Annotated in this window: 17 protein-coding genes; all 17 read right to left on the bottom strand. The window is 64.8% G+C overall.

The genetic code is table 11. The features are described 5' to 3' along the window. A partial coding sequence (gene pilV, locus ACEI37_RS27610) for a shufflon system plasmid conjugative transfer pilus tip adhesin PilV (RefSeq protein ID WP_373380349.1) occupies positions 1-870 on the bottom strand: 870 nt, incomplete at its 3' end. A gap of 7 nt (positions 871-877) precedes the next feature. Further along, on the bottom strand, positions 878-1,357 hold the full coding sequence (locus tag ACEI37_RS27605) for a hypothetical protein (protein WP_373380348.1): 480 nt from the start codon (positions 1,355-1,357) through the stop codon (positions 878-880). Positions 1,358-1,393: 36 nt separating this feature from the next. Further along, complete coding sequence (locus ACEI37_RS27600; RefSeq protein WP_373380347.1) at positions 1,394-1,894, bottom strand: prepilin type IV pili; 501 nt, start codon at positions 1,892-1,894, stop codon at positions 1,394-1,396. Positions 1,895-1,927: 33 nt separating this feature from the next. Further along, the gene (locus ACEI37_RS27595) at positions 1,928-2,947 is read right to left on the bottom strand and encodes a type II secretion system F family protein (protein ID WP_373380346.1); all 1,020 of its coding nucleotides are present in this window, start codon (positions 2,945-2,947) and stop codon (positions 1,928-1,930) included. 112 nt (positions 2,948-3,059) lie between these two features. Then, complete coding sequence (locus tag ACEI37_RS27590; protein ID WP_373380345.1) at positions 3,060-4,094, bottom strand: ATPase, T2SS/T4P/T4SS family; 1,035 nt, start codon at positions 4,092-4,094, stop codon at positions 3,060-3,062. Further along, entirely contained in the window at positions 4,070-4,768 is a 699-nt protein-coding gene (locus tag ACEI37_RS27585; RefSeq protein ID WP_373380344.1) for a hypothetical protein, read from the bottom strand. The genes ACEI37_RS27590 and ACEI37_RS27585 overlap by 25 nt, the downstream gene beginning before the upstream one ends. After that, positions 4,765-6,027, bottom strand: coding sequence for a type 4b pilus protein PilO2 (gene pilO2 / locus ACEI37_RS27580; RefSeq protein ID WP_373380343.1), 1,263 nt, complete (start codon positions 6,025-6,027; stop codon positions 4,765-4,767). The genes ACEI37_RS27585 and pilO2 overlap by 4 nt, the downstream gene beginning before the upstream one ends. A gap of 3 nt (positions 6,028-6,030) precedes the next feature. After that, the gene (gene pilP, locus ACEI37_RS27575; protein ID WP_373380342.1) at positions 6,031-6,777 is read right to left on the bottom strand and encodes a type IV pilus biogenesis protein PilP; all 747 of its coding nucleotides are present in this window, start codon (positions 6,775-6,777) and stop codon (positions 6,031-6,033) included. 15 nt (positions 6,778-6,792) lie between these two features. Then, positions 6,793-8,454 carry a type II secretion system protein GspD gene (locus tag ACEI37_RS27570; RefSeq protein ID WP_373380341.1) on the bottom strand — a complete coding sequence of 554 codons (1,662 nt, stop codon included), beginning with the start codon at positions 8,452-8,454 and terminating at the stop codon, positions 6,793-6,795. After that, entirely contained in the window at positions 8,451-8,957 is a 507-nt protein-coding gene (locus tag ACEI37_RS27565) for a toxin co-regulated pilus biosynthesis Q family protein (protein WP_373380340.1), read from the bottom strand. Before ACEI37_RS27565 ends, ACEI37_RS27570 begins: the two co-directional genes overlap by 4 nt. A gap of 28 nt (positions 8,958-8,985) precedes the next feature. Further along, positions 8,986-9,423: a lytic transglycosylase domain-containing protein gene (locus ACEI37_RS27560; RefSeq protein ID WP_373380339.1), complete on the bottom strand. Its 438-nt coding sequence runs from the start codon at positions 9,421-9,423 to the stop codon at positions 8,986-8,988. Further along, positions 9,420-10,667 (bottom strand): TrbG/VirB9 family P-type conjugative transfer protein, encoded by a 1,248-nt coding sequence (locus ACEI37_RS27555; protein ID WP_373380338.1) that lies wholly within the window; start codon positions 10,665-10,667, stop codon positions 9,420-9,422. The genes ACEI37_RS27560 and ACEI37_RS27555 overlap by 4 nt, the downstream gene beginning before the upstream one ends. After that, positions 10,664-11,458: a lytic transglycosylase gene (locus ACEI37_RS27550; RefSeq protein ID WP_373380337.1), complete on the bottom strand. Its 795-nt coding sequence runs from the start codon at positions 11,456-11,458 to the stop codon at positions 10,664-10,666. Before ACEI37_RS27550 ends, ACEI37_RS27555 begins: the two co-directional genes overlap by 4 nt. After that, on the bottom strand, positions 11,451-12,341 hold the full coding sequence (locus ACEI37_RS27545; protein ID WP_373380336.1) for a TrbI/VirB10 family protein: 891 nt from the start codon (positions 12,339-12,341) through the stop codon (positions 11,451-11,453). The genes ACEI37_RS27550 and ACEI37_RS27545 overlap by 8 nt, the downstream gene beginning before the upstream one ends. Then, positions 12,338-12,682, bottom strand: coding sequence for a hypothetical protein (locus tag ACEI37_RS27540; RefSeq protein WP_373380335.1), 345 nt, complete (start codon positions 12,680-12,682; stop codon positions 12,338-12,340). Before ACEI37_RS27540 ends, ACEI37_RS27545 begins: the two co-directional genes overlap by 4 nt. After that, the gene (locus ACEI37_RS27535) at positions 12,682-13,578 is read right to left on the bottom strand and encodes a TrbG/VirB9 family P-type conjugative transfer protein (RefSeq protein ID WP_373380334.1); all 897 of its coding nucleotides are present in this window, start codon (positions 13,576-13,578) and stop codon (positions 12,682-12,684) included. The genes ACEI37_RS27540 and ACEI37_RS27535 overlap by 1 nt, the downstream gene beginning before the upstream one ends. A 17-nt stretch (positions 13,579-13,595) precedes the next feature. Beyond that, the coding region (locus tag ACEI37_RS27530) for a type IV secretion system protein (RefSeq protein WP_373380333.1) at positions 13,596-13,920 on the bottom strand (325 nt) is incomplete at its 5' end.

Genomic DNA, 13,920 nt, shown 5'->3' with positions numbered 1-13,920 from the left:
GTTTGCGCAAGCCATGCCCTCATAGATGTTCGCCACCGCGGTGCCGATCGGCTGCCAGACGCCACCGAAGCAGATCACGAAGCCTGTGCCTGTGCTGCTCCGGCGCGTAGACGGCTCCACATTGCAGGCCGAGCCAGGCGCGGCGGTGTTGGTGATGTAGGTCTCGCCATTGCTGGTCAGCGCCGTGGTAGCTGACACCCGTCGGGCGTTGGTCACGTCGTTGCCACCCATGTCGATCGACGTCTGCATCCGGTTCAGCTCGGGATGCCCTGGCACCTGAACGCGGTACAGGTAGCCGTTGTTGGCCTGCGTGCCTGTAAAGGCTAGCAACGACGCCAGCCTGCCGCTGCCGGGATTGGTGTAGTTGGCCAGCGGCACCTGCCAGGCACCATACGCGCCGTATGCATTGCTGGCTACCATCGTCGGATCCCCGTTCTGCCCGGGATACGGGACGAACCCGCCCTGCGCCCCCGCCTGGGCCGCGATCTGCACCAGCTGGCGTGTGTCCGTGATGGGCCGGCCGCCTTGCGAAGTCACGAGTGCCTGTAGCGTGTTCGGCGTCGGCTGCAGGACCTGGAGCAGCCACGTCTGCCCGAATACGTTTGTCGCCGAGAAGCCGGCAGGCAGATAACCACCGTTGACGAGCATCGCCGGCGTGACAGACACCGGCACGCTCGCGGTGGCTTGCGCGGCAAGGGTCGCCGCTTCATCCTGCACAAACTGCAATGCCGCCTTGTCGAAGACCAGCATTTGGCTCGCTGCTGCTGCCGTCTGCACGTTCGTGACGCCGGCCTTTGCCCACGTCGCAAAGCCGGCGATGCTCAGCATCGACAGCATCAGCGCGACGAGATAACCGAGTATGGCTTCCATGCAACTCTCAGGTATTCAGCTGGACCCACTGGACCAGCGTGCCAACGGGAATTGACGCCGGCACGCTGAAGGCCGTGCCGGTCGTGAGACTAATCGCGGTACCCTGGCTACGGACACGGAACCACGCCGCGCTACCTTCCGTGCTATTGAGCAGCACCGCGCCGGCGCCAGGAGAGACGCGCACAAAGCCGTACACATCCCTGCCGCCCGCGGGGTTGGCCACCGCCATGCAGCCGGCGCCGATTGGCGCCACCATACCGGCCGGCAGCGTAGGTGATACGTTCGCACCCACGAGCCCGGGCGTCGCACCGGCGGTCGAGACGCACGCGGCACCATAAGCCTGCGCTTGCTGCGCAGTCACCGCGGCCAAGGCCTCCATGCGCCCGGGCTCGCCGGCACCGGGGACCGACTGCGATAGTTGGCGGCTCTGCGCCACGATTCCCATACAGAAGAGAACCGTGGCGAGCGGCAGAATGAGATATCCCATGCTCGTCTCCTCAGATCCGGCGTCACGCCGGTCGCATCACTGGAAGGTCAGGGCAAAGCTCGCGGTGGCGCTGCAGGCTGCACTGGCAGTGACCTGGTCCGGCAGGTTGGTCTGGTCGAACGTCGTCGTGCCAACCGTCAGCGTCACGTAGTCCTTCATACCAAGCGTCGCGCTCACGCACTGCTTTGCCGTCTGCGCGTTGCCACCACCGAAGGTAATCACCCCGCGCGAACCATTGTTTGCCGAAGCGAGCGTGACCGCGTTACCCCAGGGGTCAACCAGTGCATTGCCGCGGACCATGTCGGTGGGGAACATGCCGCCGTTGATCATCGCCGCAATGTTGGCCGTCGTGAAGTTGGTATAGCCATTGTTGCCTTGGGAGAATCCGGCGCGAGCGTTGGTTATCAATTGCTCAATATTGGTCGCCACCACGCTCGCCTTGTGGTTCTGGAAGCCGTTGTAGCCGGCATAGGCGATGCCAACCAGTGCAAGCAGGCCCAAGACAATGGCGACGACGCGCCCGAGAATGCCATCCATTTGAAACTCCTATGCTGTTGAACACGCCAAGATTTAGAACTTGCCCATCGACGACGTGAGGATCGATGAGAGAGAGTTGGAACCCAGTTGCAGCACGACGAAAGCGAGGAACATCAGGCCGGTGAAGGCCGCCGACATGACCATCCCTTTGGCGAGCAATTGCCGCTCGATGACTTCAGCGTTCTGCCGCACGGCGACCGTGATCTTCTCGGTGAAGTCATCGAATCCAGCATACGCACCGATTTCGTCAATCAAGTCCATCGATGGGAAGCCATATCCCGTTTGCCGCATCGCCTCGGCTAGGTCCAGGCCGTCGGTGAGTCCGAGGCGGATGGGCTTGAGGCGAGACGCCATCCATGGGGAAGCGGTCTGAATCTGTCCCTCCAAAGCGACCACGTCCGGCACGTTCGCCCGCAGTAGCGCGACAAACGACCTGAGCCAGGTGAATCCGTTAATCTCGCGATACACCGTAAATGGGAAGACATGGTGGTCAAGAAAGCGCCTGCCCGAGCCATCCCATCGCGGTAGCGCCCACCAGCTCCATATCGCGTAGGCACCCAGGCTGCCGAACAGTACCGGCGCCGGCCAGCCCACCGCCAGCTGGCCCATCCAGTACATGGCATAGGCCCAGTCGGTCCACTGGTCGAGCGGCACGAAATCCAGGAACTGCGGCACGATCTGGGCACCGATCAGGAACAGCACCGCGTATAGCGTCAGCAGATAGACCGTTGGGGCAAAAAAACTGGCCTGCAACTTCTGACGCAGCCGCGTGGTCTGCTCTCGCACCTCAAGGACCAGACGCATGGCTTCCGGCAACTGCCCGGCGCGCTCCCCCGCATCCAGCACGCTGCGCTCAAGATCGCTGAGCCCGGCGCCCATGGCCGCCATCAGGGTCATGCCGTCCCGCACCTTGCGGGCGACGTCATGCGCAGCCTCGGCCGCCCGCTCACGCCCACGCCGGGCGAGCCGCTCGCGGAAGTCCTCCAGGATCTGTGCGAGGGTGAGGCCGTTTTCGAGCTGGCTCGATGCCTGTTGGTACAGGCGTCGGCGCATGGTCCAAGATAGTCCGCTCATAGCTCGTCTCGCATTGGTATCGCGTCAACACTGCGTTCTGCATCGACCGGCGAGAGGCGACCCGCCAGCACCAGATCCATCGCATGGGAAATCATGGCCTGTCAGTTTCCGTCGCGATTGCGATGCTTACGGCGGGCCACCAGCACCCTTCTTTGATGCAGTCCTGCATCAGGTCCTCACTTGTCACCACAACTTCCGCCACAGCCTGTTGGCCGACGATGGCATCGCCATGGCAATGGTCGCAACCTGCCCCGCGCACGCGAACCTCCGACAGATCGCCCCAAGTCCGCATGGCACGCAGCATGTATTCCGGCAAGGCTTCCGGCGCGTCCTCCAACTTCACGCTGCACTTCGGACAGAGCAACGGGACCACGCGCTGTGCAATGAGGCCGATGATCTGGTTGTGGTTGCAGATCACCTCCATGGCCAGACGGACGTGGTCCAGCATCACCAGACGCGAGAACGTCTCGAAGGGATCCGTCACGTGCAGCGTGGTCAGCACAAGGTGGCCGGTGGCCGCGGCTTGCAGCGTGGCCACCGCTTCCTCGACACCACGGATTTCGCCAAGCAGGATGGCATCCGGGTCCATCCGCAGCGTCATGCGCAGCATCTCGGGGAAGCGCTCGCTCTCGGTGGTGAGCTGGATCGCCCAATCCATCGGATACTCGGTCGGGTTCTCGATCGTGACGAGACGCTTTTCCGGGAACATTCGTGCCTGATGCCGGGTGCACTCGAAGAGCGTCGTGGTCTTGCCACTGCCCGTTGGCCCTGTCACAACCACGACACCCATCGGCCGGCGCAGCAGCTGCGAGATAAGGTCCACCTGCAGCGGCGTGTAGCCCATCTGGCCGAGCATGAATTCGCCCGAAGGGCTCTTCGGCGTGCTCAAGTCCAGCCGCTTCGCCGCATCGATGGCATCTGCCTTGCGGGCGCCCTGGTGATGCTCTCGATACTGCAGGCGCGCCACGAGGAAGCCGCCGCCGCTCTCCACCGGGTAGGCCGGCCCGCGGACGATCCGCACGCTCGATAGCCCGGTTCCAGGCAGAGCATCGCCCGCGATCTGGGCGTCCTGCACGTCAAGAGGGTTGTAGGTCGCGGCTTTCACGGTGGCCAGGCCGGTGTACATCGCGCGCACCAGCCGCTCCCCCTCCTCCTTCGCATCGACAGCGCGCCGACAGTACGCAGATCGCCCTGCACGCGTACCTGAATCTCGGTGTGGTGTTCACGCACCAGCACGTGAATATCCGAGGCAATCAGCGCCGCGCAGTCGGCCACCAGCCGGCGCGCAAGACTCAACGTCTGCAAGTCGGCATCCTGTTGCTGGCCGGAGCCGCGCTGCTGGCGCAGCACCGCCAGCTCCTGGGCCGACACTTTGCGAACCTGAGGCGCAGCGCCGCTGCGGCGTACCTTAGCTTCCCAAGTGAGAAAGCGCGGGGTGCCGAAATGGCGGGCATCCACGTATATGTCGCAGGCGTGCACAGCGAGGGCTTTCTGGACGGTCTCACTGGTGAGCCCGTGGTCCAGGGCGAGGTCCTCGACGTAGAGGCCGGTCTCGGCTACGCGCTGGCGCAGCGCTGCAGCCTCCTCTGGCCCAAGAAGATTCAGCATGCAGGCAACCTTGTCGAAACTGCCTGCGAGCGTGCGCGGGTAGAGGATGTGCGGCGCCAGCACCTCTGGCGGGGGCGGCAGCGTCAGCAGCTCGGACTTGACCGAAGGCTCCGATCGCGTAGCGACGGCCTTGGCGCCGTCACCTTTGCGAACGGCGCCACCCCACAGGCGCGAAAGTGTCCCGATCATCATGGCTTTCCTTGGTGTTGAGGCCCGGCAGCCGGAGCAGCGGCGTTTCCGTTCCGTTGGGCGTACAGCTTTCCGACGCCCTTCCATGTCTGGTTCGCCGCTTCATAGCTGACTTCGGTCAGGCGCAAGCCCGCCACGTTGTCGAGACCAGTGCCCATACCCATCCACGGCGGCGTGCCAAATTGGATATCCGCAGTCATCACCAGCCACGGATCGACAGGCGTCTTGCCATCCGAGGGAAGCAACGGCGGCGGCATCGTGACCTGCAGCGCCATGCCGCGCGCCTGCGCGTATGTCCAGATCGCGCGCTGGGCCTCGCGAACGGTTTCGATCGCAGAGGGGGACGGCAGGAAAGCGGCGCTGGCAACGGCGGTTGCGTTCGCCTGGTTGCCGTCCGCCGACAAAGAGCCGGGCGCGTTGGCAGCCACGCCGCCGTCTCGCTTCCAGCTTGTCTCGATATTGAGGGTGGTAGCCGTCGCCGGTTTGCAGCTCCATGCGGCCATGGTCCAGCCGTTCTCTGCGAGCGGCTGCACCTCCCATGCGCGCCGGCATGCCCGCAGGAATGCCGACGGTAGAGCCTCCTCTACCCACGGAAGGATTCGGGGGCGGGAAGCTTCGTTCAGCTGCTGCGCAGCGGCGATTGCGCGCTGGCGCGCGCGCTGTGCCTCCCGCTCGGCCTCCTGTTGCGCGTCATACCAATACCAGCCACCGCCGACGAGCGCGCCGACCACACCCACCGCGGCCAGCGTATATGCGGTTGAGCGCCATGGGCCTCGCAGCACATCGTGCATTGCCGACACGCCCTTACTTGCGCGCGCCATGGCGGCGAGGTCTCGTACGGTACCCTCGACCTCGGTCCAATCGCCCAGGATGCGATGGCGGGCCCGGATCGTGTCCAGCTCCTCGAGGGTGCCCACCCGATCGCCGCCCGAGATGATGGCGTGGCCCTGTCGAACCGCGACATACCAGTAGAGGTTGTCTTGAAGGTGAAAGAGGCCCATCCAAGGCTGGTGATGCTGGGCGGCCACGACGGCGGCGAGCGGCTTGACCGTGGCAACGTTGACACCAGCCATCGGCTCGCAAAAGCCGCTCTGCACAGCGCCTTCCGAGCTCTGGTGCACGACGCCCCAACGGAAGTGTCGGCCGAGTGCCATCGCGCTCCCGCGCACGGCACGCTTGCTCGGCTGAACCTCCTCGTGCTGCCAGGTCAGCCCAATCGCGAAGGCGCCTTTCAACCCGGGAAACGACAGGATTTGCGCCATGACTCAGGGCCTCAGCGTACGCACGCGCTTGCCGTTGGCGAGCTTGACGCCCCCGTCGTCGATGCCGACGACCTTCCAGCCACCATCCAGCGCGTCGCCGGCCACGACCGGCACAGTGCGCCCGTTGACCTCCACAACCGCGTTGAACTGGCCATCGAACGCCCGCAACGAAACGAGCCGCGGTGCTTCGGCCGCTTGCCGAGGCATCCGTTCTGCAACACCGGCAGCCGGCACCGGCCCCAATAGGGATACCCCAGGAACGCCGCCGCCTGCAGGCGCCCCGCCCGCGCCAGGATTCAACACCGATTCCTCTGACCGCTTCACCTCTGCCTTGTATTTCGCAATCTCGGCGCGGGCCCTCCACAAGGCAATCTGCGACTGCAACGCCGCGAGTTCCGATGCATCGGTATGCCGTGGCGTTGTTGCTGCGTCGGCCACCACCGCCGCATTGGGAGACGATGCTTCCGCCCCGGCAGCTGGCCCAGGAGCGCTGGCACTGGACGGCTGGGCCGCCGGCGTGGAAGCGGGCTGCGCCGCCTCCTGCGAAACCTGCGGCCGAGCTGCAGGCATCGAGGCCGGCTGCGATTTCGGTTGTGACGCCTGCTTACGCCCAGCCGCCGCAATCGCTGCGGAGATCGGGTCGGACATGGAAGACGCCGCGTTTGCTGAACCAGCCACCGATTGCAGCAAGGCTGCCGCAATAGCGATCCCGAACTGACTGCAACGAAGGTTGAATGCGCGATTCTGCATGGATTATCTGAAGTGTTACAGCAAGCGGGCCGAGATCATGATCGCGATGACGGTATCGCCACGGGTCGCCCCGACCCCGCCACCGAGCGCGGCCATCCACGGCTCACCCACGCCGTTGTTGGTGGTCGCCGCCTTCTGGTTGCGCAAGCCCGTGAGTACCAGGGACTCGCCAGGCTTCAGCGTGATGGACTGCGTGAACCGATTGGTCGGCATCGTCCGCAGCTGCACGCTGGTCTGGTTGGCCGAGCCACCCGAGTTGAACGGCTGCAGGGGCAGCAGGTCCGAGAGCGTCATGTCGAAGTTCATCAGGATCCGGCCATCAGCGACCTTTGGCAGGAAGTTGCTGGTGAAGCCGTAGGTAACCGTCGCGGTCTGAATCGAACTGGTGGAGCCGACATTCGCGGCCAGCGTCGTTTGCGCCTGAGCAACGTAGTCCTGCAGGGTCGCGGTCTGCAGCGCGAGGACCTTCCCGTTCTGCGTAACGCCCGAGCGGGACACCACCTGCGACACGTTGCCCAGCGTCGACAGCGCCTGGATCACGGCCTTGCTGCCGGCAAACGGCCCGCTCATGATGGTCGCGCCGAGGTTCATCGGCGAAGCGCTGCCCGAGACGTTCGGCATGCTGGCGGAATTGAACGTGACCCCGGGGTGCCCGCTGGAGCTCTGGTACGCGAGGGCCAGGTTCAGGCCATAGTTGTCCTCGCGCGTCACACGGACCTCGTAGACCTGCACGTCGATGGCTACCTGCTTGCCATACATGGCGGCCAGGCTCTTGACGAACTGCTCGATGCGGTCGCACTGGACCGGATCGCCAGTTACCGTGAGGGTGCCCAGGTTCTTGTCGACAACCACCTCGGCACTGGCGCCGGCAACCGCTTTCGCGGTCACCTGCAGCGTTTCCCACGGCTTCATCTCGACCGACATGCTCATTGACTGACCACTGCGCCCGGCTCCGCTACTACCATTGCTGGCCCCGGTCGCGCCGGCGCCCGACATGCCGCTCGAGCTGCTGTCCGTCGTGGTGATGGATCCATTCATCGAAGACGCATCCGCGAGGCTCGGCAGCATGAAGGTGCGGGTTTCCGTTTTGAAGAACGTCACCGTGCCGTCGTTGTACCGGGACCAGACCCCGAAATGCGCCTCCACGGCATCCAGGAAGCCCTTGAAACTGCCTTCGTACCGCAGCGTCAGCGGGAGCGCCGCGGCCCCGCCGGCGCTCCCACCCGCGGCAACGCTGAGCGGAGCGCTCAGATCTACCCTGGCCGTTCCGCCCATCGGAATCGGCCCGCCCGGGCGAACTGCGCCTGCCGGCTGCACCGCCGGCGCCACGCTGGGCGCCACCACAGCGGCTGCCGACGGATCGACGGTCGAGCGCACACCCACACTTTGCGCGATCCAGTTCGCGGCTTCGTTCAAGGAGCCGAGGGTGCCCTTGAACACCACGTGCTTGCCGTAGATGTCCGGCTGCGGCTTGCTGGCGCGGATCTTCTCACCCATCAGCCAGGCGCCCTCGTGCACGCGGAACACCGGCCGGCTGCGCGGCGCGTCGGCGTAGCGCGCCTGCGCCTCGCTGTTGATGGCGCCTTGAACCTGGCGCGTCTCCATCACCCCGCAGCCGGAAAGGAGGGTTGCCGCAGCCAATGCCGCCGCGGTATAGCGTTTGCCTTGCTTCATCATTGGACGATCCCGTTTTGGCTGATAATCACGGTGCGGTTGCCGCGCCAGCTGTCGCCGACCACATCGGCGCCGTTGTTGGCCAGCTCTTCGACCACACGCTTGACGGCGAGCTCGAAGTCGCCCCCATAGTCCTTGTCGCCCGGCACGATCCAGCCATCCGGGACATTCCAGACGACCGTCCACCCTGCGCGCGCGGCCCATTTCTGCAATTGCTGTTGCAGCGGCTCGCCTTTCACAAGGCGGTAGATCTCACCGGCCACCGCCACTGCGGGGGGGCGCGCTGACTGCCGCCGCAGTCGAAAGACCGGCACTGGCAGTCGGCGAGGGGCGTTTGCCGCTAGCAGCGTGCGGTCGATCACAGCCTGGCCCGCGCGGGCAGGCTGCAGTGACTGCCAGCCGTCGTTCTGCAACTGAGCGGCATGCAAGGCCGGTGCGATGAACAGACCGCTCAAAAGCGAGCCCGCAGTCACGACTATGCGGACGGTTCGATGGGGTTGGGACATAGCTATGCTCTCGATTGAACGGGTAGGACTAGCGCAGGGCCGCGCGCTGCAGCGCTTGCCATCGGGCATGAATCTGGTTGGCGTATCGCAGCTGCTTGTCGGGCGATGAAGCGTTGTAGGCGCCGACGGCTTTCCACGTTGGCCCGAAGCGCTGGATGTTCTCGCGCAAAATCCACGCGCCGACGTACGCATTGGTGCATCCATCAAACAGGTGCGCGCGCGTGATGCCGTAGCGCCCCAGCCGCGGCAGATGGATGGAGTTGATCTGCATGAGCCCGATATCTTCCGAGCCGTTGGTATTGCGGTTGGTGACCCACGGCCGCATGCCGGACTCCTGCCAGGCAATGCTGCGCAGCAGGGTCGGGCTCACACCGTGGAAGGTCGCAGCGTCGTCCAGGCAGTCGGCATACGCGGCGCCGGTCAGCATAGAGAGGCATGCCGATAGCCAGATAGCGCAAGCTCTCATAGCGTCACCTTCCCGGGCTGCTCTTTGAAGCGAACTTGCGGCACTCGGTCCACGTAGACCACGTTGCCGTCGGCGATCACGGTCAGGCGCGCGGCAATGCCGTTGAACTTGAAATAGCGGTCCTTCTGTTCGCCGTTGCGCTGGTGATCGTCGCCGAACACCGACACGCTCACCATCGATTTCTTGAAGCTGAGGTAGGTGGCGCCGTCCTTCTCGAACACCATCTCCAAGCCGGCGCCGTTCTCGGCTGGGAATACATACCCGATCTCGGGGGTGCGATCCACCTGCACCGACTTCCCATCCGCGGTCGCGGTGAAGCGGTCAACCTTCGCAAACGACAGGATGCGCTGCGCCTCGTCCCACTTCGTCCAGATCTTGCTGTCCGAACCGTCACGCAGAGCCAGATCCTTCGGTTCCTGCTCGAATCGGATCTCAATGCGACCCTGCTTGTTGTCGCGGATCGCAACCGCGCCGAATGCCGAAGCCAGTGTCGGCCCTTCTGGCAGCGGCGTCGCGGCCACTGCCAACTGCGCTGTCGGCCCTTCGGTAGACGCTTGCAACGCTCCGCCGGTCGCCGTCCCAGCCGAAGGCTCTCCGACCACCGAGAAGCCCTTGGGCGGCGCGGCGCGCAGCGCGATGTTGCGCCGGGTAAAATCCACTTCCGCGTACAGGTTGCGGCGATCCAGCACGCGCGCGAGCGCCTGCAGCCAGTTCTCGCCACCGCCCAGCTCGACGGTGACATCCTCGGTCATCGGAATGTCCTTCTGCGCGGTGCCGGTCCAACCGGCCGGCGCGATGGACTTGATCATCTGCGCAAGCGGCAAGGACGAGCGCCCCTGGCGCACCACTGGCAGCGTGGTGTAGCTTCCAATCAGCGCCAACCGCCCGGAAATGCCAGCCAGACTGCGTGGCAAGTCGCCTCCAGGATTCGCAGGCTCCGAAGTGAAGCCATTCGCGCGCTTCCATCGTGCCAGCACCGACTGCCCGTTCACGGTGTAGCGGACGACATCGGGCACGCCATCGACCACCCAATAAGGCCCGGTCTGCAAGGCGCCATCGGCCTGGACAGCCTGACCCGGACGAGGTTGGATGTACGTGGAGAGCCCGTCGTTGAAGATGAGCGCAGGACGATCGGCCGCCCGGGCAACGATCTGATAATCGAAGTCGAGCGGATCGGTATCGGCCGCCATGGCGCTCGCGCTCGCCGTCAATACCAAAGCGGAGAGAAGGAGCGGCCTGATCATCGGAATTTTTCGACGTGGTTCATGAAGCGAGCGAAGTACGGACCACCACGCTCCGGGTTGGCGCTGTGGTACCAGGCGACAGCTTTCATCGTGGAGCCGCTGCGCCGCAGGTTCTCGGTCAGAATGTCTTCCGCCACGCGGATGTTGGTCGCCGGCGCCAGTGCGTCCCACGGCGAGGAGAAGCGCTTGCCGTGGTAGCACCAGTTCACCTGCATGAGCCCGACGTCGAAATCGCAACGCTGGCTCGCCAGCAGCCGATTGATCGCCGTGTAGGCTTCCTCGCGCGTGGCGAAGAACATGCCGCGGCCGGCCACGTTCAAGGTCCATGGCCAGGGCCGCCCGCGATAGGCCGACTCGTTCATCGCGATACCCGCGGTAATCTTCGGATCCACACGTTGGCCCATCTGCGCAAACGGCTCGGTTTTCGGCGCACATGCCCAGCCGCCACGGCGCTCAGCAAGCGCCTCCTGTGCTGCCTCAGTCAGCTCGGCCGGGCGCAGCCAGCCTTCGCGCGCAAAGAGTCCCGAGATCGGCCCCGCCTTGCCGCCGATCTGGACAACAGGACCGGCATCCGACCCTGCTTCGATCGACGCGCCGATCAGGCGTGATGACCATGCGAGGAACGCATCGAGCCCGCAGTAGAGCACCGGTTTTCCCGCGATCGTATGCAACAGGTCCTTGCCGTCGGCATTCACGATCACCGCATTCGGGCTGATGACCGCCTGGATCGTCGCGGCGGGCGCGTGGCTCGTCAGCAGACCAGCAACGAGGGCGACCAGCGTCTTAGTCACGGTAGGCCTCCAGCACCATGTCGTGCTTGACCTGCACCATCATCTTCTGGCCCGGCTCGGTGGTAATCGTCGGCCGGATGCCCTGGTTGCGGCTCAGGATCGTGGATGCGGTCTGGGCAGCGATCTGGCCGGCCGCATTGCCATAGGTGGTCAGGCCATTGGCGCCGACCGTGGTCGCCGTGTTGTTGTCCTTAAAGGCATGCTCAAGCATGCCGATAACCAGGGCAGCGCCGAAGATCCTCAGGAAATGATTGTTGACGTCGCCACTGATGCCGGAGTATCCGTTGGGGTCCGCACCCTGCATGCCCATCAGCGGCACGGTCTTGCCGTTCGGCAGCTGCATGCGCACGAAGGCGGCGAGGATGCGCTCCTGGCCCACGGCGATATCCGCGCTGTACGTACCCACCAGCGTGCTGCCGGCCGGGATCACCTTGCACCGCCCCGTCACCGTGTCGTAGACGTCCTGCGAGACGGTCGCGCGGAATTCGCCCGGCTTGTCCGAGTTGAGGCCCCCTGCGAACGTCGCAGGAATGACGAAGCCTCGGCTGACCGTGCATTTCGGCAGTTTCCCGTCGAAACCGGTGCGCAAGGTCTTCGCGGCGGTTGCATCGCGCAGGAACTTGTTGTCGGAAGACGCGGGCGCTTCAGCGGGCTCCGGTAGCCCATTGCTTGCACTGGCGCGCGCGACGGCTGCCTGCTGCAGAGCGCGCATCTGGGCCGGGTCAGTCAAGTCCGCCATGCCAGCCGGCATCTTTGTGCCGCTCACCTGCGACTTGCGCATACCCTTCTTGTAAATCGATGAGGTGAAGATGTCGTCTTCCTCGTTCTTTTTGGGGTCGGCGGTGGCAGGCTTGGCCGCACCGACCAGGTCGGCTGCCTTCATGATCGTGGTGCCGTGCCGCTGTCCGGCTTCTCCGCGCGAGCCCGTTGCCGCTCAGCCTCTTCCCGTGCCCTGGCCGCCTGTTCGCGGATCGTGGCCTCGAGCGACTGGCCGTTGTCGCCGCTGCTGGCCCGCTGGCGCAGCTGCTCCGCGCGGTCCTGCTCGGCCTTGGCATCGGACTGCTCCTCGCTGACCGACTGGAAGTAGTAGCCGAGCCCGCCGACGAGGAACGCCGCGACCACGCCGAGCGCCATCACGATGTTGCGCGGGAGTTTCCCTTTGACGGTGCGTTCCTGCGCATCCGTGACGTCGGAGACGTTGTTGGACGACTTCCGGTCGCGCATCAGAACAACCCCAGAATGCGGCGACGGCCGCGCTCGATCTTCACTTCATCCGAGCCCGAGCGCAGCGCGATCGTTTCGGCCAGGCGCTGGACGACCAGGAATTCGCCTCGCCGGATGAAGTTCACCACCACGAAGTCGCTGCCGTCCTTGACCAGGGCAACGGGCCAGTCGGCGCCCTTCGGGATGCGCAGCCAGATCGCCTTGCCGTCGTCGAAGACGGTGTCCGGGCGGAAGCCAGCACTGCCGGAGATGGAATAGTCGAAGTTGAGCTGCTCCGGCGCCACCGCCACGGCATCGGCGCTGCGGCCACCAGCATCGGCGGAGAGCCCTTCGGCGCTGTCGGCACGCGATTCATTGCGTGCCTTCGCCTTGGCAGCAAACGACGTCGGGATACGAAAGCGCACCTTCTGGTAGAAGATCCCACCCAGGGGCGAGGACACCAGCGTGAATTCGTAGCTGCGCTTGTTGGTGTTGACTGACAGTGTGTTGACCAGGCCGGCCGCCTGCGGCTTGACGTACAGGTGGTTCAGGCCATCGGTCTCGTAATCCCAACGCACGCTCTCACCCCAGGCGGGCTCGCCGACGATCTGTTCGTCATCGGGGAACTCGATGGTAGTCATCTTCAGCGGTGCGGACAGGATGCGGAAGATCTGGTCTCGGCTATAGGTAAAGACGACCAGTCGGGAATCGCCGGGCAGCGCTATGGGATCCACCCCACCGTTGAAGGGATTGGCGGGGTTCATCGCATCGCTGATGTCGCCGATGCCCAGCGCTGCCACGCCCGCGCCGGGGCGGCGCATCGGTTTGTCAGCAGCGTTGGTTTCGGTCACGGCAAAGCTCAGCGCCAGCGCGACGGCAGCCACGGCACTCAGCGGGGATGACTTGCGAATTTCCATGAGCGTGGTCGCGGGCCTCAGGCCGGCGATTTCTGAAGGCTGAAGAAGACGGGGTGGACACCGAACGGATTGGTACCGAGCACGGCATCACTGGTCGGCGGCTTCACCTGGTAGCGGAAGGTCATCGCGTACCGCATCTTGCGGGGCTTGTAGCCATCTTCCGTCGTGGTGGTGATGAATTCGACTGCGACCGTGCTGTCGGGCAGCACGGCGATATTGGTGACCTTCACTTCTCGCACCAGGTTGCCGACGTGCCCACCTGCCGGAACGGCTCGTCCTCGGTCACCCAATCCTCGAATTGCTTGCGCGACGATCCGATCATCTGTTCTCGGACCGACCGCA

The organism is Cupriavidus nantongensis (assembly GCF_041726985.1).
GTDB lineage: Bacteria > Pseudomonadota > Gammaproteobacteria > Burkholderiales > Burkholderiaceae > Cupriavidus > Cupriavidus nantongensis_A.
Note: the sequence above shows the minus strand (reverse complement) of the source record. Positions and strands in the feature narration are given on the sequence as shown.